Genomic DNA, 26,883 nt, shown 5'->3' on the forward strand with positions numbered 1-26,883 from the left:
CCTCTTCTAGTACGTGAAGGCCCCCTTCCTTGCGCTGGACGCAAGGAAGGGGGCCTTCACGTACTTCTGGGGTGTTCAGGCGCCTTCGACGCCGATGTCGAACGCCGACTCGCTGTCGGCCTTCGAGTACGAGCGGAAGGCGATATGTGTGACGGTGCTCAGCACGCCGGGGACCTTGCCGATCTTCGCCGGGATGAGGTCCGCGAGGTCCTCGTGGGCGGTGACCCGGACCGAGGCGATCAGGTCGACGTCGCCCGCGCAGGAGTACACCTCGCGGACGCCCTCGATATCCGCGATCGCCTGAGCCGCTTCGGGAATCGCATCGGCTTCGACCTGGATCAGCACGATCGCCGTGATCAAAGGGTCCTCCTACGTCGGTGAATCCGGTGCCGAGATCCTAGCCCGCGACCCGTTCCAGCGCCGTCGCGCTCGCCGCCAGGTCGAGCCACTCCTGCCAGCCGCCCGTGACCGACGCCTCCGCCCACGGGTGGGTGGTGCGGACGAGCCGGACGCCGGGCCTGGCCAGCCAGCGCAACAGGATGCGGACCTCCTCCGAGATCGCGCCGAAGAGGGGACCGGGACCGGGGATCACCGTCTCGGCGGACGCGACCAGCATCTCGACCACGGGCATCGGGTGGATCCCGCGCCGCGCGACCCCCGCCGACGCGAGCCTGCCGTGCCGGATCACCGCCAGTTCCCAGCCGCCGTTGCGATCCGGCCCCGCCGCGATCAGCTCCGGGATGCCGGCCAGCGCCGACTGCCGGTGTGCCCGGCCGACCGCGCGGATCAACCCGGCCAGCTGGTCACGGTGCTGGGCGGCCTGTTCGAAATGTTCCGCCGTGGCGAGCCGGGCCACCTGGTCGGCGGCGGCCCGCAGCGGACGGCCGTCGGTCCCGGCGATGAGCCCGGACACCGCCAGCACACCGGGCCGGTACGCCTCGACGGTCTGCAGGCCCGCGCAAGGCGCTCCACAGCGGCCCAGTTCGGCGAGGACGCAGGGTTTGCCGCTCGGCGCGGTGGCCGAGATGCGCTGGGTGCACGTCCGCAGCCCGGAGGCGTCGGCCAGGGTGTCCGCGGCCGACCGCGCGTCGGTCTGGCTGCGAAAGGGCCCCAGCATCCCGTCTCGCGGCATCCGGACCACCGACAGGCGTGGGAAGGCCTCCTCGGTCAGCGAGACCCACCAGGCGTGCCGTGGGTTCTTGGAACGGCGGTTGTACATCGGGCGATGTGCCGCGATGAGCCGCAGCTCCCGGATTTCGGCCTCCAGCGCATGCGAGCACTCGACCGCGTCGACCCGTTCGGCGAGCGCGACCATCTCCCGGATCCGGCCGCGGCTCTCCGAACCGGTGAAGTACGAGCGGACGCGGCGGCGCAGGTCCGACGACGTCCCGACGTAGAGCACCTCCTCGCTCGGGCCGCGGAACAGGTACACCCCGGGCCGGGACGGCAGGTGCTCCGCGAGCGAACGTTTGCGGCGCTGGGCCGGGGTGACCTGGGGCAGATAGTCCAGCAGTTCTTCGAGCGTGTGGACGCCGACGTTGCCGACCCTTTCGAGCAGCGCGTGCAGGACGTCGACGGTGGCGCGCGCGTCCGCCAGCGCGCGGTGGTTGGGCGTCGTCCGCGCCCCGAACAGCGCGGCCAGCGCGGAGAGCCGGTAGCTGGGCGTCTCGTCCCGGGAGATGACCCGGCGGGCGAGCCGGACCGTGCAGACCACGGCCGTCTTCGGCCAGTGGTAGCCGTGCCCTTCGCAGGCCGCGCGCATGAAGCCGGTGTCGAACGGGGAGTTGTGCGCCACGAGCACGGCACCGGCGATGAACTCGAGGAACGCGGGCAGGACGCGTTCGATCCGGGGCGCGTCGTAGACCATCGCGCTGGTGATGCCGGTGAGCTCGACGATCTGCGGCGGGATCGGCATCCCCGGATTGACGAAGGTGGAGAACTCGCCGAGGACCTCACCGGCGCGGACCTTGACCGCGCCGATCTCGGTGATCCCGTCCGGGCCCGGTTTCGTTCCCGTCGTCTCCAGGTCGAATACGACGAAAGTGGTGTCCCGCAAGGGGGTTCCCAGCTCATCGAAGGCGAGTTGCGCCGCCCCTGGCCGCCGTCCGGTGTCCATGATCGGGCACAGTAGGGGCGGGCACCGACAATCTCGGGATCCGCGCTGCGTGTCCCATCGAGCGCGCCTTGAGCGCGTGGGGCCTACGCTGGTGCGATGCAGCCGCAGCCCACAGTGCCCGAACTGCCCGAGGACGCCACTGGCGGACCCTCGGGTGTCGTGCCGACGGCTGACGGCGAGACCGTGGAGGAGGTCCCGGCCGAAGGCTGGACGTCCTTGCCGGAGGCCGTCCGCGAGCGGATCGCCGAGCTCGCGGCCGCCGCCGTCGGCAAGCTGCCGGTCGCCGATGTGCCGAGGCAGCTGCGCCCGGTGGCCAAGTTCGCCCCGGCGAAACGCGCGAAACTCGGCGGGGCGGCGCTGCTCGCCGCGCTCGGGGAGTCGTCGCAGTTCCGGGTCGCGGTCACCGAATGGCTGCGTGAGCACCGCAAGGACGCGCTGGACCCGAACGACCCCGATTCCGTCGCCGCCGCGGCCGCCGCCGTGCTGCTGGGCGAGTCGGGCGCGGCCGGGCGGGTCCGGCTGGTGGCGAAGAACGCCGAGGAGACGGCGTTGCGTGCCGAACGCGACGCCGCGCTGGCCCGCAATCAACGGCTCGAGACCGAGCTGACCCAGCTGCGCGAAGAACTGCGTGAGGCGAAAGCGGTCGCCGGCGGGGCACGCGGCGAACGCGACGCCGAAGTCGAGAAACTGCTGCGGCGCCTGCGGGAACAAGGCGTCCAGCTGCGGCAGACCAGGGACGCGGTCGCCGAGGCCCGGGCCGAAGCGGAGAGCGGCGGCGCCGAGAGCGCCGACGAGATCAAGGCGCTGAAGGTCCAGCTGGACCGGGAGCGGCAGCGGGTCGCGGCCGAGCGGACGCGGGCGGATAAGGCCGTCACGGACGCCGAGATCGCCCGGCAGTCCGCCCGCGAGGCACGTCAGGCCGACGAGGTCCGGCTCGGACTGCTGCTGGACACGATCGAAGGCGCCGTCGGTGGCCTGCGTCGCGAGCTTTCGGTGAGCGCGCGGGGCCAGCGGCCCGCGGACATGGTCCGGGGCGCGACGTCGGGACTCGGGCCCGGTGGCCGGATCCAGGACGTCACCGCGCTCGACAGGCACCTCGCACTGCCCAATGTGCACCTCATCGTCGACGGCTACAACGTCACGAAGACCGGGTATCCGGAACTGGCCTTGTCCGACCAGCGCGACCGCCTGATCCACCAGCTTTCCGCGCTCGCCGCGCGGACCAGCGCCGAAGTGACCGTGGTGTTCGACGGCGCCGGCGTGCTCTCCGTGCCCGCGGCGGTGCCGCGCGGGGTACGGGTGCTGTTCTCCGAACGCGGGGTGCTCGCGGACGACGTCATCCGGTCGCTGGTCGCGGCCGAGCCGCCCGGGCGGCCGATGGTGGTCGCGAGCACGGACCGGGCGGTGGCGGACTCGGTGCGGCGGAAGGGCGCGCACCCGGTTCCGTCGGCGGTACTGGTGTCGAGGCTCAGCCGGGTTTAGAGGCTCGTGAGTGGTAATGACGGTTAGAACCGTCATTACCACTCACGAGCACCTCGGGCAGTTGCCCCGCCGCGCTGTCGGGACCCACCCCTCTCGGAGCAGGACCGTGCGGACTTCGGCCGCGACCTGGCACGGAGAGTTCCGGACGTCCTGCCAGCCGTAGACGAGTCGCGCCCGGTCGGCGAGTTCCGCCGCGTTGTCCCGGCGCCGGTCCCGGAAGGCGACGGCGGCCATCGCATGGGTGGCGCGTCCGTCCAGCCTGACGGTCACTTCGGCGCCGTGCGAGTCGTAGGTGACGTCTTCCCACAAGGTCTTGCCGTCGACCTCGATCGGTGTCTGCCGGTCGCCCGAGGGCAGACCGTGCAACTCCTCGACTCGTTCTTTGAACTCCACTTCGAGAGCGGACATCAGACCACCGGCCACCAGATCGAGGCCTCGCAGGATTTCGGCGCGGAACCGGAACGGCGGACGTAGTTCGACGCACTCCTTCATCGCGTGCACCGGTACTTTGCTGCGGCTCACCAGATCGACGACGACGTTCAAGGCTTCCCTGGCGGTCGGTTGGGATACCGCCAGGTCGACGATGGTGTCCGTGAGGCGGGTGCGAGGCGGCCACGTATCGGCCGCGGAATGCCGCAAGGCCCGTGAGCGGTGCACCTTCACGAGAAGCGGCTGGGAGATGGCCGAACTCGAATAGGGCACGGTGATCTCCACCGGCCCTTCGACGACGGGCAGCAGGAGCCATTTCTCGGCGGCTGTGCGGTGGCTCAGGACCGCGTATCCGCCGCCATAGCGGAGTGCGGAGTGAATCTTGGCTTCGCGCGGGAGATCACCGGTGAAGGTGGCGTAGACCCTGGGCAGGACGCGCTGCCATCGCCCGGCTTCCAGATTGGCGACGATGTCGGCCGCGGAGTGTCCGTAGGCCCGGAGTTGGGCTCTGGTCACGATGCCGTGCTGCTCGCGCAGCAGGATCGGCCAGCTCGGCCGTTGTTCGGCCGGGATGACTTCCTCCGACCAGCGTTTGTGTAGGGGCACCCGTCCACGATCACCTGGGCCAAGGGCGGGTGGGGGGGCTGGAAGCGGATCTGTGGATGGAGCAGGCGGTTGTGGATAACTTGGGTCTCGTGAGTGGTAATGACGGTTCTAACCGTCATTACCACTCACGAGCCCGAAACTGTCGGTGACTGTCCTTACGCTCACCCCCATGGATGAGACTCTCGTCATCGATTGCGATCGGTGCGCGGTTCGCGGTGACGCATGTCATGACTGTGTCGTCAGTGTCCTTCTGGGAGCGCCGCTCGCTCTCGAATGGGACGCCGACGAGCGGAAGGCGGTCGACGCGCTCGCCGAAGCGGGGATGGTTCCGCGCCTCCGGATGGTCCGTCAGGAGCGCCGGATGACGGCCTGAGACACGCCCGGTCCGTGGCATTCGACGAGTGGTCGATCCGATCGGGTGAACGGTAGGTAGTCATGACCAGCCCCAGGATGTAACGCCCGTCACAAGTTTCCACTCATGCTGGTCCGAAGGTGTTTCGGCGCATCACGCAGAGTTTTTGCGGTGGGCGTGGTGGACGTGGTCGCCAGGGTTTCGTAACCTGTCCGAGATCTCGTGGACGGAAGTCGTCGACAGACGGCGACACGGGATCGCCACCGAAGCGGCTTTGTCGGGGAGTCGCACCAGAACCACCCTCGCGCCAAACCTGTTGCGATAGCTCTCGGCCAGGCGCGAGGCGGGAACGCGGGGAACCGCGCGGGCTTCACGGCCGGCGACGCGGCTTCGCGGAAGAGGGCCCCCGACCTCCTCGTCCCAGGTATCCGGTCGGTGGCCGACAGCAAAGGAGACACGCGCGACCGTGCAGTCGCATCCAGTCAAGCGCGTGGTGTCAGGAGCTTTGGCCGCGGCCGCGGTGATCGCAGCCGTTACGGTCGCCCAGCCTTCCGCCACCGCAGCCCCAGCCCCCGCCCCCCAACAGCCCCCGTCCACCTCGGACGCGCTCTCCAAGTACCGCGACCTCGCGGCACAGGCGGAGAAGGTGAACGAGGACCTTCTGAAGGCCAAGGACGACCTCACCGCGAAGCAGGGTGAGCTCGACAAGGCCACCTCGGACGCGGCTTCGGCCAAGGAAACCGGCGTCAAGGCGGCCGGTGACGAGAAGACGTTCCAGAGCGAGGTCAACAAGTTCGCCGGTGCGTCGTTCACCAGCGGTGTGCAGCTGAACAAGCTGTCGTCGCTGCTGTCCGGTGCCTCGACCCAGGACTTCCTGGAGCGTTCCTCGGCTCTCGAGGTCCTCGCCGCGAACAAGAACACGGCGCTCACCAACCTGAGCGGTGCCGTGGCCCAGGCCGCTGCCGCCGCGAAGCAGGCTTCGGACGCGCAGGCGTCGGCCACCTCCGCCCGCGATGCCGCGGCGAAGCTGACGACGGACATCGAAGCGCGCCAGAAGACGCTGGGCGACCAGCTCAAGGAGATCGAGCGCGCGGGTGGAAACCTGAGCGCCTCGGACAGGGCCGCCCAGAAGGACAAGGGCGGCGCGTTCCCCAACCTGCCCGCTCCCGGTCCGGCCGCCGCGGCGGCTCTCGCGGCCGCGAAGGGCAAGCTGGGCAGCGCCTACGTGTGGGGCGCGACCGGTCCGTCCACCTTCGACTGCTCGGGTCTGATGATGTGGGCGTACAAGCAGGCAGGACTGACCCTGCCGCGGTCGAGCCGTCAGCAGTCGACCTTCGGCGCCCCGGTGCAGAAGTCGGAGCTTCAGCCGGGCGACCTGGTGTTCTACTACTCGCCCGTTTCGCACGTGGGCATGTACGTCGGCAACGGGATGATGGTGCACGCGCCGACTTCCGGTGACGTCGTCAAGGTCTCGCCGCTGCAGAACAACTACGTCGGAGCCCGTCGCCCGACGGCCTGATCGAACACCGTTGTCCTGTGACAGGACAACCGAAAGGGGCGGTACCGCGCGAGCGGTGCCGCCCCTTTCGCTCGTCGCGGGCCAAGTAGCCTGCAGGGGTGCTGAGGACCCTGCTGGTGACCAACGACTTCCCGCCCCGGCCCGGTGGCATCCAGAACTACCTGAACTCGCTGGCGACCCGCCTGCCCGCGGACGCTCTGGTCGTCTACGCCCCGTCCTGGGAGTCGAGCACCGGATCCCACGGTGAGTTCGACGCCGCCGCACCCTTCGAGGTCGTGCGCCATCCGACGTCCCTGATGCTGCCGACGCCGGACGTTCTCAAGCGGGCGAAGGAGATCATGCGCGCCCGCGACTGCGAGGCCGTCTGGTTCGGTGCGGCGGCGCCGCTGGCGCTGCTGGGGCATTCGCTGCGGTCCGCGGGCGCGCGTCGCGTGCTGGCGTCGACGCACGGGCACGAGGTGGGCTGGTCGATGCTGCCGGGTTCGCGGCAGGCGTTGCGCCGCATCGGCGACACCGTCGACGTCGTCACCTACGTCAGCAAGTACACCCGCTCCCGGTTCTCCGCCGCGTTCGGTCCGATGGCGGGACTGGAGATGCTCCCGTGCGGTGTCGACACCGCGCTTTACCGCCCGGATGCCGCCGCGGGCAAGGAAATCCGCGATCGGCACGGCCTCGGCGACCGTCCGACGATCGTGTGCGTTTCCCGGCTGGTCCCGCGAAAAGGCCAGGATATGCTCATCAAAATCCTGCCCGAACTGCGAAGGCGGATCCCGGACGTGGCGCTGTTGCTCGTCGGCGGCGGCCCGTACCGCAAGACGCTCACCGGGCTTGTCGACGCGCTGGGGGTTGAAGACAACGTGGTTATCACTGGATCGGTGCCGTGGAAGGAGTTGCCGGCGCATTACAACGCCGGCGACGTCTTCGCCATGCCGGCACGGACGCGCGGAAAGGGGCTCGACGTCGAGGGGCTCGGCATCGTGTACCTGGAGGCTTCGGCGACCGGACTGCCGGTCGTCGCGGGGAATTCCGGCGGTGCGCCGGAAACGGTGCTCGACGAGGTCACCGGGCACGTCGTGGACGGCCGCGACGAACAGCAGCTGAGGGAAACGCTGGCCGCTCTGCTCGAGGATCCCGTGCGGGCGCGGCGGATGGGCGCCGCGGGCCGTGAATGGGTCAGCGAGCACTGGCGGTGGGACACCATGGCGGGCAGGCTTTCCGGCCTGCTCGACGGCGATCCGGTCGCGGCGGTGCGGTGATGGCCGACGTCGTTCTCTTCCATTCCGCGCTGGGGCTGCGTCCCTCCGTGCTCGCCGCGGCGGACCGGCTCCGCGACGCCGGGAACAAGGTCTGGACGCCGGATCTCTACCAGGGGCGGACCGCCGACAATCTTCCCGACGCCATCGTCCTCCGCGACTCGATCGAGCCGCACGTGATGTTCGACCGCGCCGAGGCGGCGATGGCGGACGTCCCGGCGGGCGTCGTCTACGCCGGCTATTCGCTCGGCGCGAGTTACGCCGCGTTGGTGTCCCGCGCGCGCGGTGACGCCTCCGCGCTGGTGTTCCTGCACGACGCGCCCACGTTCCTGCCCGGTATCCCGGCGACGATGCATATCGCCGACCCGGACGAATGGCTGGTGCAGGACGATCTGCGCCGTGCGGAAGAGAACCCGGACACCGAGGTCTTCTCCTACGCCGGTTGTTCGCACCTGTTCACCGACCCGGACACCAAGGAGAGCACGCCGTTCGACGCCGCGGCGGCGGATCTCACCTGGGAGCGGGTCATCGAGTTCCTGGAGCGGACCGACAAACGCCGTCAGGGTTCGTAGCGCGCGGGGTGGTCCGGGTCGTCGACCCGGACCACGACCTCGGCCAGCGCCGAGGGGTCGACTTCCTCTTCGTAGCGCTCGTAGGCGGGCAGGGCCCACTCGTCGGGTACCCGGCGCTTGAGCCCCGCCGGCGAGAGCCACAGGTGCACGCTCAGGTCGAACGCGAGGCCCGCGCCGAACAGGAACTCGCCGTCCAGCAGGACGACACCGCCTTCGGGCAGTTCGACGCGCTGGGCGCGGGTGGCGCGATCGCGGACCGGGTCCCACAGCGAGGGGAGCACCAGCCCGCTGCCGCCCTCGGCCAGCGGGTCGAGCACCTCGCGGCGTAGCGCGCCGAGGTCGAGCCAGTCGGTGTAGCGCGCGTCGGGATCCTGTTTGCCGCGTTCGAAACGCAGCGAGGCCGGCCGGAGGAAGTCGCCCGCCGAGATCCGCAACGCCGCGTGCCCGGCGATCCGCAGGGGGTCGACCAGGGCATCCGCGAGTTCTGTGGTCTTCGTCGCACCGGCCGCGCCGTCGATTCCGACCGCGATCCGGCGGCGGCCGGTGATCGCCGTGATGCTCTCGGTGAGTTCGGAGACCAGCTGAGCGGGAGAAATCGGACGATAGCGCACAGACAGAGATCCTCCACCCGGACCGGTGACCGCCGCACGGCACACCCGATGGGATGATGGGCGGGTGACCAAAGCGATGCCCAAGACAGCCGGAAGTGGTTGGCAGGTAGGCGTTTCCCAGACCGTGCCGCACAGCAGCGCACAGGTGTGGGACTTCCTGGTCGGACGCGACGGTGTGGAGATCTGGCTCGGCCCCGGCGCCGAACTCGCCCGTGAGCCGGGCTCGGCGTACGAGACGGCGAACGGGACCACCGGTGAGATCCGGGCTTGGACCGACGGCGACCGGCTCCGGCTGACCTGGCGGCCGAAGGACTGGGATCACGACTCGACGCTGCAGATCAGCGTGAGCGGCACCGAGCAGAAGTCCACGCTGCGCTTCCATCAGGAGTGGCTCGCGGGCGCCGACGAGCGCGAGGAACAGCGGGCATACTGGACCGACGTGACCGAGCGGGTGGTGGCCGCGCTGGCCGAACGCTGACCAGCGCGCTGGGAGGCAGGCCGATGCGGGTGTCCGAAGATCTGAAGAACCTGGCCGAGGACCTCGTCCAGGAGCCACACCGGATCTCTTCGCTGCTGCGTGAGGGCGGTCCGGTCCGCAAGGTCCGGATGCCACGCGGCCTGGACGTCTGGATCGTCACCGGGTACGCCGAGGCCCGTGCGGTGCTCTCGGATCCCCGCGTGGGCAAGGACACCACGCAGATCCGGCGGCTCTTCGAACGCGACGGCTTCGAGACCGCGGGCGACAACGCCGTCCGCGCGCTCAGCGGGCACATGCTCAACACCGATCCGCCGGACCACACGCGGCTGCGCAAACTGGTCAACCAGGCCTTCACCTCGCGGACGGTGTCCCGGCTGCGGCCGAGGATCGAGCAGATCACCGCGGAACTGCTGGACGCGACAGGCGACGCGGAGCGCGTCGACCTCCTGACCGCCTTCGCCGTTCCGCTGCCGATCAGGGTGATCTGCGAACTTCTCGGCGTGCACGCGGGCGACCGGCCGGCGTTCGCGAAATGGTCGAACACGATGGTCGCCTGGTCGACGCCGGAGGAACTCCGCGCCGCGGCGGCGAAGATGCACGCGTACCTCGTCGACCTCATCGAGGAGAAGCGCGCGGAACCCGCCGAAGACCTGCTCTCGGGCCTGATCCACGCCAGCGACGAGGGCGATTCGCTGTCCGGGGATGAACTGCTGTCGATGGCGTTCCTCCTGCTGGTCGCCGGATTCGAGACGACGGTCAACCTGATCGCGAACAGCGTCTTCGCGCTGCTGCGCGAGCCGGGGCAGATGGCCGCGCTCCTCGCCGATCCCGCGCTGCTGCCGGGCGCGATCGAGGAGTTCCTGCGCTACGACGGCCCGATCCACCTGGCGACCCTGCGGTTCACCACCGTGCCCATCGAGGTCGGCGACGTCGAGATCCCGGCCGAGGAGTTCGTGCTCGTCTCCCTGATCGGCGCGAACCGGGACGCCGAGCGCTTCGGCGACCCGGACCGGCTGGACGTCACCCGTCCGGCGTCCGGGCATCTCGCGTTCGGGCACGGCATCCACTACTGCGTCGGCGCCCCGCTGGCCAGGCTGGAGGCCGAGATCGCGTTGCGCGGCCTGCTGGACCGATTCCCGCGGCTGAGCCTCGGCGCCGAGCCGGAAACCTTGCGCTGGCGGGAAAGCACCCTGGTGCACGGCCTGGAAACCCTCCCTGTGCGCCTGCGCTGAACCGGGCGTGTCGTAGGGTCGCCGGATGGACGCCGCCGAACTCCTCGCTCTCGACGCGGAACACGTCTGGCATCCCTACGGGCCGATGCCGGGCACGGTCGAGTCACTGCTCGTCCGTGAAGCGAGCGGAGTCCGGCTCACCTTGGACGACGGCCGCGAACTGGTCGACGGCATGTCGTCCTGGTGGTCGGCGATCCACGGCTACCGGCACCCGGTGCTGGACGCGGCGCTGGCCGAACAGGCGGGCCGGATGAGTCACGTCATGTTCGGCGGGCTCACCCACGAACCGGCGATCACCCTGGCGAAGACGCTGGTCGACCTGGCCCCCGACGGGCTGCGCCACGTCTTCCTGTGCGACTCCGGATCGGTGTCGGTCGAGGTCGCCGTCAAGATGTGCCTGCAGTACTGGCAGTCGGTGGGGCGTAAGGAAAAGCGCCGGTTGATGACCTGGCGCGGCGGCTACCACGGCGACACGTTCACGCCGATGAGCGTATGCGACCCCGAGGGTGGGATGCACTCGCTGTGGCGCGGGATCCTGCCGGATCAGCTGTTCCTGCCCAAGCCCCCGGGCGGTTTCGACGACGAGCCGGATCAGGCCTACCTCGATCTGCTCGCGGCCGAGATCGAGCGGCACGCCGGCGAACTCGCCGCGGTCATCGTCGAGCCCGTCGTGCAGGGCGCGGGCGGGATGCGGTTCCACCCGCCCGCCTACCTCCGCGCGCTGCGCGAGATCACCGACGCCCACGGCGTCCTGCTCATCTTCGACGAGATCGCCACCGGGTTCGGCCGCACCGGCCGGATGTTCGCCGCCGAGCACGCCGGGGTCACCCCGGACGTCCTGTGCGTCGGCAAGGCGCTGACCGGTGGTTACCTGACGATGGCGGCGGCGCTGTGCACGCCGGAGATCGCCGACGGGATCTCGCGCGGCGAACTGCCGGTGCTCGCGCACGGGCCGACGTTCATGGCGAACCCGCTGGCTTCCGCGGTGGCCAACGCCTCGCTGGGGCTGCTGGCCGAAGGGCGCTGGAAGACCGACGTCCCGCGTATCGAGGCCGCGCTGCGAGCCGGTCTCGAACCCGCCCGCGAACTGCCGTCGGTCGCCGACGTGCGGGTGCTCGGCGCGATCGGGGTGGTGGAACTGGACCACCCGGTCGACATGGCGATCGCGACCGAGGTCGTCACCGCGAACGGCGTCTGGCTGCGGCCGTTCCGGAACCTGATCTATGCGATGCCGCCCTATGTTTCGGAGGCGGACGACCTCGCGGCGATCACATCGGCGATGCTCGCGGTCGCGCAAAAAGCCTGACCCGGGGCAGAATTCAACCTAAAGAGTGTGACGGCGACCACAGCAATCCTGGAAGGCCACGCTGAGTACAGCGCGTGAGCATGAGTGATCCAGGTCAGGCGAACGGGCGAGTCCGATCGGGATCCGTCCTGAGTGGATTGTCGCAAAAGGGCGCTATGCCCTGGGCCTTCGATGCATAAGCAAACCTGAAGAACCTTTGCGTAGCGGACTTTTCCGCGTTCATCCGGTTACCTGCCCCCATGATCGACTTCGTTGGTGACGAGCATGACACCGGGCCCCCGGGCCGCCGCCGCTCCACTTCGACCCTCCTGCGAACCCTTCGCCACGACATCCCGGCTTCGGTCGTCGTCTTCCTCGTGGCCGTCCCTCTTTCCCTCGGCGTCGCGCACGCGGCCGGGGCACCCTTGCTCGCGGGACTGATCTCCGCCGTCGTCGGCGGGCTCGTAGCGAGTCTCTTCGGCGGTTCCGCCCTTCAGGTCAGCGGCCCGTCCGCCGCGCTGACCGTCGTCCTCGCGGAGACCATCGCCACCTTCGGCTGGGCCGCCACCTGCGCCATCACCGTCGCGGCGGGTGCGGTCCAGGTCCTCTTCGGCGTCAGCCGCATCGCCCGGGCCACGCTGGTGATCTCCCCGGCGATCGTGCACGGCCTGCTCGCCGGCATCGGCCTGATCATCGTGCTCGGCCAGCTGCATGTCGTGCTCGGCGGAACCGCGCAGGGCTCCGCGATCGCGAACGTCCTCGCGCTGCCGGGCCAGATCGTCGGGCATCACGACCAGGCCGCGCTGATCGGCGTGGTCACCATCGGGGTACTCCTGCTGTGGACCCGGCTGCCGCGTTCGATACGCCGCGTGCCCGGCCCGCTGGCCGCCGTCGTGCTGGCCACCGTCCTTTCCGTCGCGGCGGGGATGGACCTGCCGCGCGTCGACCTCCCGAACGGCCTGCCGGGGCTGGGTTTCGTCCCCGAGGCGCCGTCCGGATCCTGGGTGGCGATCACCGCCGCCGTGCTCACCATCGCGCTCATCGCCAGCCTGGAAAGCCTGCTTTCGGCCGTCGCCGTCGACAAACTGCGAGACGGGCCCCGTGCCGACCTCAACCGCGAACTGATCGGCCAGGGGCTGGCGAACGTCGCCACCGGGTCGCTCGGCGGATTCCCGGTCACCGGCGTCGTCGTCCGCACCATGACCAATTTCGAAGCCGGGGCCCGCACCCGGGCCTCCGCGATCCTGCACAGCGCCTGGATCCTCGGCTGCTGCCTGTTCCTGGCGGGCGCGCTGCGGATGATCCCGCTCGCCGCCCTCGCCGGGCTCCTCGTCTACGTCGGCGCCAAACTGGTCAACGTCGCCAGCCTGCGCGAAGTCCGGCGGCACGGTGATCTCCCGGTCTACCTCGCGACGCTCGCCGGCGCGGTGGCCGTCAACCTGCTCACCGGCGTCGCCGCCGGGATCGCGGTGGCGCTCGCGCTCATGCTGCGACGGATGCTGTTCTCCGGCATCCACGTCGAACCGGACGGCGCGCGGACCCGCGTCGTCATCGAAGGCGCGCTCACTTTCCTTTCCGTGCCCAGGCTCACGGCCATCCTCGCCAGGCTGCCCGCGCGTTCCGAAGTGACCCTGGAACTGATCGTCGACTACCTCGACCACGCCGCCTTCGACTGCCTCCGCAACTGGCAGCGCGCGCACGAACGCGCCGGAGGAGTGGTGATCGTCGACGAGATCGGGCATCCGTGGTTCGGCCGCGGCAAGGCCGGCGTGCCGACAGTGCGGCGCGGCGTCGCCTCCCGGGTGGTGCCGCGGTGGCTCGCGCCGTGGTCGGAATGGCAGGCCGAACATCTGGAACTGCCCGGACAGCGCGGTGGCAGCGTGCCGTTGTGCCGGGGCGCTTCGGAGTTCCAGCGGCGGACCGCGCCGTTGTTGCGCAGCACCTGGGACGGGCTCGCGAACGGGCAGGCGCCGCACACGCTGTTCGTCACCTGTGGCGACGCGCGGGTCGTGCCGAACCTGATCACCACCAGCGGGCCGGGGGACCTGTTCACCGTCCGGAACATCGGAAATCTCGTGCCGCACGCCAGTACCGAAGCGGATTTCTCGGTGGGCGCGGCGATCGAGTACGCCGTCGGTGTGCTGCGGGTGCGGGAAGTGGTGGTGTGCGGGCATTCCGGCTGCGGCGCGATGAAGGCGCTGCTCGGTGACGCGCCCACCGGGCTCGCGCAGCTCGGCGGCTGGTTGCGCCACGGCGAGGAAACGTTGCGGCGCAGGGAAAGCGAAGGGGCGGTGCTGCTCGACGGGCAGCGTCCCGAACACGAAGGCGATCAGCTCGCCCTGCACAACGTGGTACAGCAACTGGAAAACCTGCGTTCGTACCCGGTGGTCGACACCGCGCTCTCGCGTGACGAGCTCCGGCTCACCGGGATGTACTTCGACGTCGGGCAGGCGACGGTGTACCTGCTCGACGCGGCGCATCGGTCGTTCACTTCGGCGGCGTCTCCTGTGAAGTCCTGAGCCCTTGAGGGGTCCCAGCATTTGGGACCCCTCAAGGCTTTTCGCAACGCGCCGGACATCTCCGGGCAACGAAACAGCCCGAAAGTGGGGTACGCCACCCGTCAGTAGGGGGATATTCACTCGATCAGGTGGTGCATAGCGGACAAATCACCAGTTGCATGGTGATCATGAGACCCCTCACCGTGCTTCGTCACGACCTGCCCGCATCTTTGGTGGTGTTCCTCGTAGCCGTCCCGTTGTCACTCGGGATCGCTCTGGCGTCGGGAGCGCCGATCGTGGCGGGGCTGATCGCGGCTGTCGTGGGAGGTGTGGTCGCCGGGGCGCTCGGCGGCTCGCCGCTTCAGGTCAGCGGCCCGGCCGCCGGGCTGACGGTGATCATGGCCGAAACCATCGCGACCTTCGGCTGGGCCACCACCTGCGCGATCACGGTCGCCGCCGGTGCCCTGCAGATCCTGCTCGGCCTGAGCCGCATCGCCCGGGCGGCGCTCGCGATCTCGCCCGCCATCGTGCACGGCATGCTCGCCGGTATCGGCGTCACCATCGTCCTCGGCCAGCTGCACGTCGTCCTGGGCGGCTCCGCCCAGAGCTCCGCGCTCAAGAACATCGCCGAACTGCCCGCGCAGATCATCGGCCACCACGACACGGCCGCCCTGATCGGCGTGCTCACCATCGGCATCCTGCTGGTGTGGCCGCGGCTGCCCCAGGCCGTCCGCAAGGTCCCCGGCCCGCTGGCCGCCATCGCGGTGGTGACGGTGCTGTCCGTCGCCGCCGGCATGACCCTGCCCCGGGTCACCCTGCCCGGCGACCTGCTCAACATCCGCTTCGCGCCCGAAATCCCCAGCGGTGGCTGGGGTTCCTTCGCCGTCGCGGTGATCACCATCGCGCTGATCGCGAGCGTCGAAAGCCTGCTCTCGGCCGTCGCGGTCGACAAGCTGCACACCGGCCCGAGGTCGAACCTCGACCGCGAGCTCATCGGCCAGGGCGCCGCGAACATGGCCTCCGGCTCGCTCGGCGGCCTGCCGGTCACCGGCGTGATCGTCCGCAGCTCGACCAACGTCGCCGCCGGTGCCCGCACCCGCACCTCGGCGATCCTGCACGGTGTCTGGGTCCTCGTGTTCGTCGCCGCGTTCGCCGGGCTCATCCAGAACATCCCGCTCGCCGCGCTCGCCGGCCTGCTCGTCCACGTCGGCGCGAAACTGGTGAACCCCGGCCACATCAAGCAGGTCCTCAAACACGGTGACCTGGGGATGTACCTGGTGACGCTCGCCGGTGTCGTCGTCTTCGACCTGCTCACCGGTGTCCTGATGGGCATCGCGGTGTCGGTGCTGCTGATGCTGCGGCGCACGGTGTGGTCCGGGATCCACGCCGAACGCGACGGTGACGAGTGGCGCGTCGTCGTCGAAGGCGTCTTGACCTTCCTTTCGGTGCCGAGGCTCAGCCGGGTGCTCGCGACCGTGCCCGGCGGCGCGAAGGTGACCCTGGAACTGATCGTCGACTACCTCGACCACGCCGCCTTCGAAAGCCTTTCGAACTGGCAGCAGGGGCACGAGCGGACGGGCGGCGAAGTCATCGTCGACGAGGTCGGGCACCCGTGGTTCGCCAACGGCAAGTCCGGGGACCCCACGCTGACCCGCACGGACGCGGTGCGTTCGGTGCCCCGGTTCCTCGCGCCGTGGTCGGACTGGCAGGCCAAGGACGTCGTACTGCCCGGCCAGCGCGGCGGGCCGACGCTGCGCGGGGCCACCGAGTTCCAGCGGCGCACGGCCTCGCTCATGCAGCCGGCGCTCAGCAAACTGGCGGGCGGCCAGTCGCCGCACACCCTGTTCATCACCTGCGGTGACGCGCGGATCGTGCCGAACATGATCACCACCAGCGGTCCGGGCGATCTGTTCACCGTCCGCAACATCGGCAACCTGGTGCCCGCCCGCCAGGCCGACCCGTCGATGGGCGCCACCGTCGAGTTCGCCGTCGGCGTGCTGAAGGTGCGCGAGATCGTGGTCTGCGGGCACTCCGGCTGCGGTGCGATGCAGGCGCTGGCCACCGGCACGCCCGACGGGGCGCCGATGCTGGCGTCCTGGCTGCACCACGCCGAGCCGAGCGCCAAGCGAAGGGTGACGGTGACCCTCGACGGCGATCGCCCGGACAAGGAGGTCAACCGGCTGGCGCTGCAGAACGTGCTCCAGCAGCTGGACCACCTGCGGCACTACCCGCTGATCGCCGAAGCGGAGGCGCGCGGTGAACTGCACCTGACCGGCATGTACTTCGACGTCGGCGCCGCTCAGGTCTACCTGTCGGACGAGGGCAGCCCGGCGTTCACGCCCGTCGGTGCCGTGGCCACGGTGCCTGATCCGGGGAACTGAAGGTCCCCTTCAGCGCTCCTCGGACCTGACCACTAAGTTGTTCCCACGTGAGCATGCTGGTCATGACCGGTACCGGTACAGGTGTCGGCAAGACGATCTCCACCGCCGCCATCGCCGCGTTGGCCGCTGGTCAGGGCCAGCGTGTCGCCGTGCTGAAACCGGCGCAGACCGGGGTCGCCCCGGACGAGCCGGGTGACCTCGACGACGTCCGCCGTCTCGCCGGCTCGATCACCACGCGTGAGCTGCGTCGATATCCGGATCCGCTGTCGCCCGAGGCGGCCGCGCGGATGTCCGGGCTGCCGACGCTCGGGCCGAGCGAGATCGCCGGCGCCGCGAGTGACCTCAACGGCGAACACGACCTGACCCTCATCGAGGGCGCGGGCGGCCTGCTGGTCCGCTTCGACGCCGACGGCGCCACGCTGGCCGACGTCGCATGGTCGCTCGGCGCGCTGGTGATCATCGTGGCCGAGGCCGGGCTGGGCACGCTCAACGCGACCGCCCTGACCGCCGAGGTCGCGACCAGACGCGGGCTCACCGTGGCCGGCGTGATCATCGGTTCGTGGCCGGACGACCCGGATCTGGCGGCGGTGTCGAACCTGCGGGACCTGCCGGTCGCGGCCGGTGCCCCGCTGCTGGGCGTGCTGCCCGCCGGGCTGGGCACGGCCGGGCGGGAGGAGTTCACCGAGCGGGCCAGGGCCGGGCTCTCGCCGTGGTTCGGCGGCGTGTTCGACCCCGAGTGCTTCGCGGGCAGCTCGTCCGCCCAGAAGTGACCGCCGGTAGTGATCTGCGTCGCTGTGTCCGAGGCCGTCGGTCGTGCACGATGATGTGCCTTTGCTTTGATGCCCCACCCCGAACAGGAGCCGCCTCGTGACCTCAGCCCCGGAGACCGTCGACATCCTCGCCGTGGCGCGTGACCAGGTCCTCGAGCGTGGAGTCGGGCTCAACGAGGAGCAGGTCCTCGATGTCCTGCGGCTCGGCGACGACCACCTGACCGACCTGCTGGCGCTGGCCCACGAGGTCCGGATGCGCTGGTGCGGCCCCGAGGTCGAGGTCGAGGGCATCATCAGCCTCAAGACCGGCGGCTGCCCCGAGGACTGCCACTTCTGCTCGCAGTCCGGCCGGTTCCCGACACCGGTGCGCTCGGCGTGGCTGGACATCCCCGGCCTGGTGAAGGCCGCCCGCCAGACCGCCGACACCGGCGCGACCGAGTTCTGCATCGTCGCCGCGGTCCGCGGCCCCGACAAGCGCCTGCTCACGCAGGTCCGCGAGGGGATCAAGGCCATCCGCGAGGACGGCAACGACATCCAGATCGCCTGCTCGCTCGGCATGCTCACCCAGGAGCAGGTCGACGAACTCGTCGAGATGGGCGTGCACCGCTACAACCACAACCTGGAGACCGCGCGGTCGCATTTCGCGAACGTCGTCACCACCCACACGTGGGAAGAGCGCTGGGACACCCTCCGCATGATCCGCGAGGCGGGCATGGAGGTCTGCTGCGGCGGCATCATCGGGATGGGGGAGAGCGTCGAGCAGCGCGCCGAGTTCGCCGCGCAGCTGGCCGAGCTGAACCCCGACGAGTGCACGATGAACTTCCTGATCCCGCAGCCGGGTACGCCGTACGAGGCCTTCGAGGTCGTCGAGGGCAAGGACGCGCTGCGCACCGTCGCCGCGTTCCGCCTCGCGATGCCGCGTCCGCTGATCCGGTTCTCCGGCGGCCGTGAGCTGACCTTCGGGGACCTCGGCACCAAGCAGGGCATGCTCGGCGGCATCAACGCGATCATCGTCGGCAACTACCTGACCAACCTGGGCCGCCCGGCCAGCGCGGACCTGCAGATGCTCGACGAGCTGAAGATGCCGGTGAAGGCGATCAGTGACGTCCTCTGACGCACCCGCGTTCTGCGTCCACTGTGGACAGCGGTCCGACGGCGGCGTGGAGCATCCCACCTGCCACAACCCCAGAACGGCACTCGAACCGCCGCGCTACTGCACCTTCTGCGCGCGGCGGATGGTCGTCCAGATCACCCCAGTGGGCTGGACGGCCCGGTGCAGCCGTCACGGCGAACTCGCCGGCTGATTTCTCACGCGATTAGTCCTCTAGGGCGTGTTTCAGATGTCAGAGCCATTCGTTGATCGCGGCGATGGTGACGGTGGCTTCGTAGCGGACGGCGAGTTTGTCGTATCTGGTGGCGACGGCTCGGCAGCGTTTGAGCCGGTTGATGCCGCATTCGACGGCGTGACGCTGCTTGTAGATGTCCTTGTCGAACGCGGGGCGGCGACCACCGCGGCGGCCTCGTTTCCTGCGGTGGCGAACCTGGTCCGTTTTCTCCGGGATGGTGCAACGGATGCCTCGTTTCCGCAGGTAGGAACGGTTGGCGCGGGAACCGTATGCCTTGTCCGCCAGTACTCGGTCCGGGCGGGTGCGAGCACGTCCCCGCCCCGGCCGGGGCACGCTGATCCGCTCCAGCACCGTCGTGAACTGCGGCGAGTCATTCCGCTGCCCGGCGGTGACCACGATCGAGAGGGGCTTCTGCCCCTGTTCACAGGACAGATGCAGCTTGGTGGTCAGCCCACCCCGTGATCGGCCGATTCCGTGATCGTCCGGCTCGAGGTCGACCCCGCCCGGCGGTTCACGCTGATCAGCCCCTTTTTTCGCGCACCAGCAGCGTGCTGGTGCGCGCGAGCCACCGTGGAATCAACACTCACATCCCACGTGATCAGCCCATCCGCGTCCGCCTGGGCCTGCAACCGGGCCAGAATCCGTTTCCAGGTCCCGTCCCGCTGCCACCGCCGGAACAACCCATACACCGTCTGCCAGGGCCCATACCGCGCCGGCAGATCCCGCCACTGCACCCCCGTACGCACCCGAAACCGGATCCCGTCGATCAACTGCCGCCGCGGATGCACCGGCGGACGACCCGGCTTCTTCCCGACAGGCAGCAACGGTTCCAGCCTCGCCCACTGCTCATTCGTCAGATCACCACGCCCCACACAAAGATCATCCCAAACCAAGATTCACTTCTGAAACAGGCCCTAGTCGCGGTACTTGCGCGTGCATCTACCGCAACTAGAGGACTAATCGCGGTCGATATGCGGGACTCGGTGCGGGGTTGCATGCGCTGGGAGCGTCATTGGTTACGCTCTGCACAAGCAGCTTGAGGGAGGAGTCCGGGTTGGGCGAGACGTCGGGGAAACCGGCACACCTGTCTTCCAGCGTGCCCGACCCCTGGTCGGTCCCGGTGCTGCCGAAGCCGCGCCGCCCGCATCCGAAGGTCGTGATCAAGGCCGACCTGCTGCCCGCGGTGAGCGTGTTGTCCACCGCCGGGCTGCTCGGCTTCCCGCTGGCGTGGCTGTGGTCGCGGCTCGCGCCGCCGCAGCGGGTCCGGGTGATCAACGCCAACGGTGATCTGCAGCCGCTGGAGCTGGAGAGCTGGCACCGCTTCGACGACCTCGCCATCTACGGTTTCCTCGCGCTCGGCGCCGGGCTGCTGATCGGCATCGTGACCTGGCTGATGCGGGAGCGCCGCGGCCCCGTCGTGCTGATCGCCGCGACCGGCGGCGCGGCCCTGGCCGGCTGGCTGGGCACCACGATGGGCGTCTCGTTCGCCAACGGCCGCTACGAGATCTCCGCCGCGCCTGCCCTCGGCGACGTCATCGCGAAGGCACCGCAGATCGAATCGCCGTGGATCATGCTGGCCGCGCCCTTGATGACCACGCTGGTCTACACGCTCCTGACCGCGTGGAACGGCCGGGAAGATCTGGGTCGCCGCCTCGGCTGACGATTTCCTCTAGGGTGGCTGGCAACTTCTCTAGGGGGCTTTGACTTGACCGACGACATCGAGGTTTCCCGGCACAACGCCGTCCGGTTCCCGGGTATCAGCCCGCGGGCCTACGAACATCCCGTCGACCGGGGTGCGCTGGCCACCCTGCGCGCGGTACCCGGCTTCGCGCAGGTCGTGAAGGCCGTTTCCGGCTTCTACGCCGAACGCGGCGAACGGCTGATGGCGCTGGCGTCGGGGATCCGCGTCGGCCCGAAGCAGTACCCGGAACTGGACAAACTGCGCAACGAATGCGCGGAGACACTCGACCTCGACCGCGTGCCGAACCTGTTCGTCGCCCGCAGCCCCGAGGTCAACGCGCAGACCATCGGCATGGACGAGCCGTTCATCGTGCTCAACACCGCGACCGTCGAGACGATGGACCTGGCGTCGCTGCGGTTCGTGATCGGGCACGAGATGGGCCACGTGCTGTCCGGGCACGCGGTGTACCGCACGATCCTGCTGCGGCTGATCAACCTGCAGATGTCGATGTCGTGGACGCCGGTCAGCGCGATCGGCATCCGGGTCGTCATCGCGGCGCTGCGCGAGTGGTACCGCAAGGCCGAACTGTCCTGCGACCGCGCCGGACTGCTGTGCTCGCAGGACCCGACGGCCGCGCTGCGCTCGCAGATCCTCGTCGCGGGCGGCATCGACCCGTCGAAGATCGACATCCCGGCGTTCCTTCAGCAGGCCGCGGAGTACGAGTCGGTCGACGACATCCGCGACAGCTACCTGAAGCTGCGCTACGTCGAGACGATGTCGCACCCGCTGGCCGTCGTGCGTGCCGCGCAACTGCAGAAGTGGGCCGCTTCGGAGGAGTACCGGGGAATCCTCGCCGGCGAATACCCGCGCCGCGACTCCGACGCGCCGTCCTCCACCTGGACTGACGACCTCAAGTCGGCCGCGAAGTCCTACAAGGATTCCTGGAACGGCTCGGCCGACCCGCTGACGAAGGTGTTCAGCGACGTCGGCGACGCGGTGTCCGGGGCGGCGGGCAAGGTGTGGAACAAGTTCGGCGGGAACGGGAACGACGGGAACGCGTCGGCGGACGCTCCGGACGAGGGCGCTCCCGGCTCCGGCAAGTAGGGCTCTTCGGATGCTATGAACGGGCCTTTCCTTGCAAATTTTGCAAGGAAAGGCCCGTTCATAGCACGCGGAAGCGGCTCAGTTCAGGTTCGAGGGGCGGGTGAACTCGCCCAGTTCTCCCGGCGGCATCGGTACCGCGCCGAGCTTGGTGAGGAACCCGGCCTCCCGCGTCAGCAGGCGGCAGGCGATCCGCAGCCGCCGCAGCGGGTTGGTCTCTTCGAGCAGATGCTGCCGGTCCTCCAGGGGGACCAGGCAGTCCGCGGTGAGCCGGTAGGCCAGGTCGTGGATGTCGGTGTCGTCGGGTGGCGCGACCCAGTCGTCGGCGTGCCAGGCGGATTCGCAGTAGCGCCGGTGCGCGGCCTTGGTCACGTCGGCGAGCCTGGTCACGGTGTCGCCCTGCAGCGCGCCGACGCGGTCGTCGGGCACCCACTCGACCGAGCCGATCAGGTAAGGCGCGGAAACGCGGTCGAGTTCGAGCAGCCGGAACCGGCGCCGCGCGGTGGTGACGACGTCGAACCGGCCGTCCGGCAGTCGTTTCGCCTCGCGCAGCACCGTGGTGCAGCCGACTTCGTGCACGTGCTCGAGGCCGCTCACCTCCCGCATCGCCGGGGAGCGCAACGCGATGACCCCGAATTCGCGGTCCGGGACGACGTCGCCGACGAGGTCGGACATCAGCTGCCGGTACCGCGGTTCGAAGATGTGCAGCGGAAGGTGCGTTCCGGGCAGAAGCACGGTCTGTAGCGGGAACAGCGGCAAGATCGCCTTCCCGGTGGACTCATCGCTCGGCTCGGTCACCCGTTCAAGGTACGGGGACCGCGAGGACTTCGCAGGACGGTCACTTTCCGGCAGGAGGGCGGAACACCGCGAACGGGTCGGTGATCTGCATCCCCTTGCCCGCGAAGGAGAACAGTGCCGCCGGACGTCCGCCGCTGCGGCCGGGCGGGGCGGTGCGCCCGGTGGGAACGAGCAGCCCGCGCCGCGACAGGACGCGTTGCAGGTTCGTCGCGGACACCCGGTACCCCAGCGCCGCCGAATACAGCCCCCGCAACGCCGAAACGGTGAACTCCTCCGGTGCCAGCGCGAAGCCGAGATTGCTGTAACAGAGCTTCGAACGGAGCCTGTCCCGCGCGCGCAGCACGATGGACTCGTGGTCGAAAGCCGTGCGCGGCAGCTCGGAAATGTCGTGCCATTCGGTGTCTTCCGGGATTTCGGGGTCCACATCGGACGGTACGAGACCGAGGAACGCCGTCGCCACGACCCGCGGGCCCGGCACCCGGTCCGGTGCGCTGAACACCGCCAGTTGCTCGACATGCTTCAACTGGCGTACGTCGACCTTCTCGGCGAGCTGCCGCCGGATGGATGCCTCGACGTCTTCCTCCGGCCTCAGCCTCCCGCCGGGAAGGGACCAGCGGCCCAGATGGGGATCGAGCGCGCGCCGCCACAGGAGGACCCGGAGTGTGTCCGAGCGCACTTGCAGGACCGCTCCCAAAACCTCGTGGGCGAGGGGGGTCTGGGTGTTAAGATGACTTCGCACGGTTTTCGATTATAAGGCGAAAACCGGTGAGGGTCCAGGAGGGCCAGAACGATGACGAGCACCCTGCAAAACGACCTGACCCCGTACGGCGGCGTCGTCGCCGATGCCGCTTGGGCGGAGGAGGTGCGGAGCCTCGCTCGCAAGCGCGACGCGGTGCTGCTCGCGCACAACTACCAGGTCCCCGAGATCCAGGACATCGCCGATTTCACCGGCGATTCCCTCGCGCTCAGCCGGATCGCGGCGAGTAGCGAGGCATCCACCATCGTCTTCTGCGGCGTGCACTTCATGGCCGAGACGGCGAAGATCCTGGCGCCGCAGAAGACGGTCCTGATCCCGGACGCGCGGGCAGGCTGCTCGCTCGCGGACTCGATCACCGGCGCCCAGCTGCGCGAGTGGAAGGCCGAGCACCCCGGCGCGGTCGTCGTCTCGTACGTGAACACCACGGCCGAGGTCAAGGCGGAGACCGACATCTGCTGCACGTCGTCCAACGCCGTCGACGTGGTCGCCTCTATCCCTGCTGACCAGGATGTTCTCTTCCTGCCGGACCAGTTCCTCGGCGCCCACGTCAAGCGGGTGACCGGCCGGGAGAACATGCACATCTGGGCGGGCGAGTGCCACGTGCACGCCGGGATCAACGGCGCCGAACTGGCCGAGCGGGCCGCGGAGAACCCGGACGCCGACCTGTTCATCCACCCCGAATGCGGCTGCGCGACGTCGGCGCTCTACCTGGCCGGCGCGGGCGCCGTTGCCCCGGAGCGGGTCAAGATCCTCTCGACCGGGGACATGGTCCACGCCGCCCGCGACACCAAGGCGAAGTCGGTGCTCGTGGCCACCGAGATCGGGATGATCCACCAGTTGCGCAAGGCCGCCCCGGAGATCGACTTCCGCGCGGTGAACGACAGGGCCTCCTGCCGGTACATGAAGATGATCACGCCGGCCGCCCTGCTGCGGTCGCTGCGTGAGGGCGCCGACGAGGTCCACGTCGACGTCGAAACAGCCTCCCGTGCCCGCGCCTCGGTGCAGCGGATGATCGAGATCGGGCAGCCTGGCGGCGGAGAATGACCGACCCGGTTACCGCTCTTCAGGCGAAAACCGGCCCGGCGTGGGAGGCCGCCGCCGATCTTGTGGTGATCGGCAGCGGAGTGGCCGGGCTCACCGCCGCGCTGCGCGCGCGTGAACTCGGGCTGCACGTCCTGGTGGTCACCAAGGCGGCGGTTTCCGACGGGAACACGCGCTGGGCTCAAGGCGGCGTCGCCGTCGTGCTGGAGGGGGAGCACGAGCATGGCGACTCGGTCGGGAAGCACGCCACGGACACGCTCACGGCCGGGGCCGGGCTCTGCGACGAGGACGTCGTCCGGTCGATCATCGCCGGCGGCCCGGCCGCAGTAGCCAGGCTGCGGGCCGAAGGTGCCCGGTTCGACCCGGCGGTGGAAGGCGGGGACGAACTGGCACGCACCCGGGAAGGCGGGCACAGCGCGTTCCGCGTCATCCACGCCGGTGGCGACGCGACCGGGGCGGAGGTCGAGCGGACGCTGGTCGCGAAGGCCGGTGACCGGCGGATCCCGGTGCTGGAACACCACATCGCCGTCGACGCCGTCCTCACCCCCGCCGGCGAGGTGGCCGGGCTGACCGTGCTGGACCACAACGGCGTTCCCGGTGTCGTCCGGGCTCCGGCCGTGCTGCTGGCCAGCGGCGGGCTGGGGCAGCTGTATCAGGCGACGTCGAATCCGGAGATCGCCACGGGGGACGGGCTGGCGCTCGCGTTGCGCGCGGGGGCGCAGCTCGCGGACGTCGAGTTCGTCCAGTTCCACCCGACGGTCCTGTTCACCCCGGGCGCGCGGGGCCGCTGCCCGCTGGTCACCGAGGCGGTGCGGGGCGAGGGCGCGACACTGCACGACGCGACGGGCGCTTCGGTCATGCGCGGGGTGCACCCGCTCGGTGACCTCGCGCCCCGCGATGTCGTGTCCGCGGCGATCACCCGCCGGATGACGCAGGCTCCCGGCGGTATCGACGACCACGTTTTCCTTGACGCCACAGGGATCGCAGGTTTCGCGAAACGGTTCCCGACCGTTCACGCGGCCTGTGCGGCGATCGGCCTGGATCCGGCGGGCGACCCGATCCCGGTCACGCCAGCGGCACATTTCGCCTGCGGCGGGGTGGTGACCACTGTGGACGGACACACCGGGGTGCGTGGGCTCTACGCCGCCGGCGAGGTCGCCCGTACCGGTCTGCACGGCGCGAATCGGCTGGCGTCCAACAGTTTGCTCGAAGGCCTGGTCGTCGGACAGCGGGTGGCCGAGGCGGTCGCCGCCGATCTGGCCGCCGGTTCGCTGGCAGATCCGCGTCGCGGGGTGCTCGCGCCCCCGGCGACGGTCGCCGTGGCCGAACGTGACGCGTTGCAGCGGGCGATGAGCCGGTACGCCGCGATCGGCCGGGACGCCGAAGGACTTTCCGTGGTCGGCTCGGTGCTGGACCTCTCGACCATCCGGAGTCCTTTGTGGACTCCTCGGATCGTCGAAGACGCGGCGCTCACGCTGGTCGCGGAGGCGCTCGTGGCCGCGGCCGCTCGCCGGACGGAGTCGCGCGGCTGCCACGTGCGGACCGATTTCCCCGGACGCGACGACGTCGTCTGGCAGCGCAGCCAGCTCATCGGGCTGAGCCCGTCCGGCCAGCCGGTACTGGCCGATCCGATCGCTTTGGAGGGTGTGGCATGACCGAATTCTCCCCATGGGTCGCCAAGGTGCTGGCCGATCACGGCCTCGACGTCCCCGATGTCCAGCGGGTGGTCACGACCGCGTTGGCCGAGGACCTGCGATACGGGCCCGATGTGACGACGGCGGCCACCGTGCCCGAGTCCGCGAACGCGCTGGCCGAACTCACGCCCCGGGTGGCCGGGGTGGTCGCCGGGATCCCGGTCGCGCTGGCGGTGTTCGATCTGGTCATCGGCTCGGAACTGGAGGTGATGGCCGGCCGCGACGACGGTGAACGGCTGGTCGCCGGTGAGCCCGCGCTGGTCGTCCGGGGCCCGGTGCGCGGGCTGCTCACCGCCGAACGGACCGCGCTGAACCTGCTGTGTCACCTGTCCGGTATCGCCACCGCGACCGCCATCTGGGTGTCCACTGTGGACGGTACCGGCTGCCGTGTCCGGGATTCCCGCAAGACCCTGCCCGGACTGCGGTTGCTGGAGAAGTACTCCGTCCGCGCCGGTGGCGGGGCGAACCACCGGATGGGGCTCGGCGACGCCGTGCTGATCAAGGACAACCACGTGGTCGCCGCCGGTTCGGTGACGGCCGCGCTCGCCGCGGCCCGGGAGCACGCGCCCGAACTCCACTGCGAGGTCGAGGTCGACGACCTGGCCCAGCTGGAGGAGGCGCTCGCGGCGGGTGCCGACGAGGTGCTGCTCGACAACTTCACGCCGGACGAGTGCGCGAAAGCGGTCGACAGGCGTGACGAGGTGTCGCCGAAGACCCGGCTGGAGTCCTCCGGCGGGCTGCGGCTGGACGTCGCGCGGGCCTACGCGGAGTCCGGTGTGGACTTCCTCGCGGTCGGCGCGCTCACCCATTCCTCGCCCGCGCTCGACCTCGGGATGGACCTTCGCTGAAGCCGTCATCCGTACTAGAATTCCCTTGTGTGA

The 26,883-nt window shown here is 69.8% G+C and carries 25 protein-coding genes; 18 read left to right on the forward strand and 7 right to left on the reverse strand.

Annotation, left to right across the window (positions count from 1 at the left end):
* Window positions 1-75: 75 nt before the first annotated feature.
* Together ACLJRL_RS35125 and ACLJRL_RS35130 are read right to left on the reverse strand one after the other, a co-directional pair.
* Entirely contained in the window at window positions 76-360 is a 285-nt protein-coding gene (locus tag ACLJRL_RS35125; RefSeq protein ID WP_410660674.1) for an Lrp/AsnC family transcriptional regulator, read from the reverse strand.
* 37 nt (window positions 361-397) lie between these two features.
* Entirely contained in the window at window positions 398-2,116 is a 1,719-nt protein-coding gene (locus ACLJRL_RS35130) for a DEDD exonuclease domain-containing protein (RefSeq protein WP_410660675.1), read from the reverse strand.
* A gap of 96 nt (window positions 2,117-2,212) precedes the next feature.
* Here ACLJRL_RS35130 and ACLJRL_RS35135 point away from each other — a divergent pair, with 96 nt between their 5' ends.
* Window positions 2,213-3,598, forward strand: coding sequence for an NYN domain-containing protein (locus ACLJRL_RS35135; protein ID WP_410660676.1), 1,386 nt, complete (start codon window positions 2,213-2,215; stop codon window positions 3,596-3,598).
* Window positions 3,599-3,640: 42 nt separating this feature from the next.
* Here the strand turns inward: ACLJRL_RS35135 and ACLJRL_RS35140 are convergent, their stop codons facing one another.
* Window positions 3,641-4,633, reverse strand: coding sequence for a hypothetical protein (locus ACLJRL_RS35140; RefSeq protein WP_410660677.1), 993 nt, complete (start codon window positions 4,631-4,633; stop codon window positions 3,641-3,643).
* 169 nt (window positions 4,634-4,802) lie between these two features.
* On the opposite strand from ACLJRL_RS35140, the gene ACLJRL_RS35145 reads away from it, so the two are divergent.
* The 4 genes from ACLJRL_RS35145 (at window position 4,803) to ACLJRL_RS35160 (ending at window position 8,329) form a co-directional block, all read left to right on the forward strand.
* Complete coding sequence (locus tag ACLJRL_RS35145) at window positions 4,803-5,006, forward strand: hypothetical protein (protein WP_410660678.1); 204 nt, start codon at window positions 4,803-4,805, stop codon at window positions 5,004-5,006.
* A gap of 445 nt (window positions 5,007-5,451) precedes the next feature.
* Window positions 5,452-6,504 (forward strand): NlpC/P60 family protein, encoded by a 1,053-nt coding sequence (locus ACLJRL_RS35150; protein ID WP_410660679.1) that lies wholly within the window; start codon window positions 5,452-5,454, stop codon window positions 6,502-6,504.
* A gap of 98 nt (window positions 6,505-6,602) precedes the next feature.
* Entirely contained in the window at window positions 6,603-7,760 is a 1,158-nt protein-coding gene (locus ACLJRL_RS35155) for a glycosyltransferase family 4 protein (RefSeq protein ID WP_410660680.1), read from the forward strand.
* Entirely contained in the window at window positions 7,760-8,329 is a 570-nt protein-coding gene (locus tag ACLJRL_RS35160; RefSeq protein ID WP_410660681.1) for a dienelactone hydrolase family protein, read from the forward strand. The genes ACLJRL_RS35155 and ACLJRL_RS35160 overlap by 1 nt, the downstream gene beginning before the upstream one ends.
* Here the strand turns inward: ACLJRL_RS35160 and ACLJRL_RS35165 are convergent.
* Window positions 8,317-8,940: a uridine kinase gene (locus ACLJRL_RS35165; protein ID WP_410660682.1), complete on the reverse strand. Its 624-nt coding sequence runs from the start codon at window positions 8,938-8,940 to the stop codon at window positions 8,317-8,319. The two genes, ACLJRL_RS35160 and ACLJRL_RS35165, sit on opposite strands and share 13 nt — an antisense overlap.
* Window positions 8,941-9,064: 124 nt before the next feature.
* Here ACLJRL_RS35165 and ACLJRL_RS35170 point away from each other — a divergent pair, with 124 nt between their 5' ends.
* The 8 genes from ACLJRL_RS35170 to ACLJRL_RS35205 all read left to right on the forward strand — a co-directional run bounded on the left by ACLJRL_RS35170 (window position 9,065) and on the right by ACLJRL_RS35205 (window position 18,888).
* Window positions 9,065-9,418 (forward strand): SRPBCC domain-containing protein, encoded by a 354-nt coding sequence (locus tag ACLJRL_RS35170; protein WP_410660791.1) that lies wholly within the window; start codon window positions 9,065-9,067, stop codon window positions 9,416-9,418.
* 23 nt (window positions 9,419-9,441) lie between these two features.
* Window positions 9,442-10,650, forward strand: a complete 1,209-nt coding sequence (locus tag ACLJRL_RS35175; protein WP_410660683.1) for a cytochrome P450 family protein — start codon at window positions 9,442-9,444, stop codon at window positions 10,648-10,650.
* A 25-nt stretch (window positions 10,651-10,675) separates the two neighbouring features.
* Window positions 10,676-11,956 carry an adenosylmethionine--8-amino-7-oxononanoate transaminase gene (locus ACLJRL_RS35180; RefSeq protein ID WP_410660684.1) on the forward strand — a complete coding sequence of 427 codons (1,281 nt, stop codon included), beginning with the start codon at window positions 10,676-10,678 and terminating at the stop codon, window positions 11,954-11,956.
* A 239-nt stretch (window positions 11,957-12,195) separates the two neighbouring features.
* Window positions 12,196-14,454: a bifunctional SulP family inorganic anion transporter/carbonic anhydrase gene (locus ACLJRL_RS35185; protein WP_410660685.1), complete on the forward strand. Its 2,259-nt coding sequence runs from the start codon at window positions 12,196-12,198 to the stop codon at window positions 14,452-14,454.
* A 158-nt stretch (window positions 14,455-14,612) separates the two neighbouring features.
* The gene (locus tag ACLJRL_RS35190; protein WP_410660686.1) at window positions 14,613-16,814 is read left to right on the forward strand and encodes a SulP family inorganic anion transporter; all 2,202 of its coding nucleotides are present in this window, start codon (window positions 14,613-14,615) and stop codon (window positions 16,812-16,814) included.
* A 53-nt stretch (window positions 16,815-16,867) separates the two neighbouring features.
* Window positions 16,868-17,584, forward strand: coding sequence for a dethiobiotin synthase (gene bioD, locus ACLJRL_RS35195; RefSeq protein WP_410660792.1), 717 nt, complete (start codon window positions 16,868-16,870; stop codon window positions 17,582-17,584).
* Window positions 17,585-17,681: 97 nt separating this feature from the next.
* Window positions 17,682-18,698 (forward strand): biotin synthase BioB, encoded by a 1,017-nt coding sequence (gene bioB / locus ACLJRL_RS35200; protein WP_410660687.1) that lies wholly within the window; start codon window positions 17,682-17,684, stop codon window positions 18,696-18,698.
* Window positions 18,685-18,888: a hypothetical protein gene (locus ACLJRL_RS35205; RefSeq protein WP_410660688.1), complete on the forward strand. Its 204-nt coding sequence runs from the start codon at window positions 18,685-18,687 to the stop codon at window positions 18,886-18,888. The genes bioB and ACLJRL_RS35205 overlap by 14 nt, the downstream gene beginning before the upstream one ends.
* Window positions 18,889-18,927: 39 nt before the next feature.
* On the opposite strand, the gene ACLJRL_RS35210 is transcribed toward ACLJRL_RS35205, so the two are convergent.
* A protein-coding gene (locus ACLJRL_RS35210; protein WP_410660689.1) for an IS5 family transposase occupies window positions 18,928-19,802 on the reverse strand; the annotation gives its coding sequence in 2 pieces (ribosomal slippage) (window positions 18,928-19,412 and window positions 19,412-19,802; 876 coding nt in all).
* Window positions 19,803-19,984: 182 nt separating this feature from the next.
* Between ACLJRL_RS35210 and ACLJRL_RS35215 the strand changes: the two genes are divergently transcribed.
* Both ACLJRL_RS35215 and ACLJRL_RS35220 read left to right on the forward strand, forming a co-directional pair.
* Window positions 19,985-20,590, forward strand: coding sequence for a DUF2567 domain-containing protein (locus ACLJRL_RS35215; protein ID WP_410660690.1), 606 nt, complete (start codon window positions 19,985-19,987; stop codon window positions 20,588-20,590).
* 45 nt (window positions 20,591-20,635) lie between these two features.
* Window positions 20,636-21,715 carry a M48 family metallopeptidase gene (locus ACLJRL_RS35220; protein ID WP_410660691.1) on the forward strand — a complete coding sequence of 360 codons (1,080 nt, stop codon included), beginning with the start codon at window positions 20,636-20,638 and terminating at the stop codon, window positions 21,713-21,715.
* Between the two features lie 78 nt (window positions 21,716-21,793).
* Here ACLJRL_RS35220 and ACLJRL_RS35225 read toward each other — a convergent pair whose 3' ends face one another.
* Window positions 21,794-22,510 carry an LON peptidase substrate-binding domain-containing protein gene (locus ACLJRL_RS35225; protein ID WP_410660692.1) on the reverse strand — a complete coding sequence of 239 codons (717 nt, stop codon included), beginning with the start codon at window positions 22,508-22,510 and terminating at the stop codon, window positions 21,794-21,796.
* Window positions 22,511-22,550: 40 nt separating this feature from the next.
* Window positions 22,551-23,186, reverse strand: a complete 636-nt coding sequence (locus ACLJRL_RS35230) for an NUDIX hydrolase (protein WP_410660693.1) — start codon at window positions 23,184-23,186, stop codon at window positions 22,551-22,553.
* 114 nt (window positions 23,187-23,300) lie between these two features.
* Here ACLJRL_RS35230 and nadA point away from each other — a divergent pair, with 114 nt between their 5' ends.
* The 3 genes from nadA to nadC are packed head-to-tail and all read left to right on the forward strand — an operon-like array spanning window position 23,301 to window position 26,850.
* A complete protein-coding gene (gene nadA / locus ACLJRL_RS35235) occupies window positions 23,301-24,311 on the forward strand; it encodes a quinolinate synthase NadA (RefSeq protein ID WP_410660694.1) in 1,011 nt (336 codons plus the stop codon).
* Window positions 24,308-25,963 carry an L-aspartate oxidase gene (locus tag ACLJRL_RS35240; protein WP_410660695.1) on the forward strand — a complete coding sequence of 552 codons (1,656 nt, stop codon included), beginning with the start codon at window positions 24,308-24,310 and terminating at the stop codon, window positions 25,961-25,963. Before nadA ends, ACLJRL_RS35240 begins: the two co-directional genes overlap by 4 nt.
* Window positions 25,960-26,850: a carboxylating nicotinate-nucleotide diphosphorylase gene (nadC, locus tag ACLJRL_RS35245; protein ID WP_410660696.1), complete on the forward strand. Its 891-nt coding sequence runs from the start codon at window positions 25,960-25,962 to the stop codon at window positions 26,848-26,850. The genes ACLJRL_RS35240 and nadC overlap by 4 nt, the downstream gene beginning before the upstream one ends.
* Window positions 26,851-26,883 lie beyond the last annotated feature (33 nt).

The organism is Amycolatopsis sp. lyj-112, assembly GCF_046549055.1.
Classification (GTDB): domain Bacteria; phylum Actinomycetota; class Actinomycetes; order Mycobacteriales; family Pseudonocardiaceae; genus Amycolatopsis.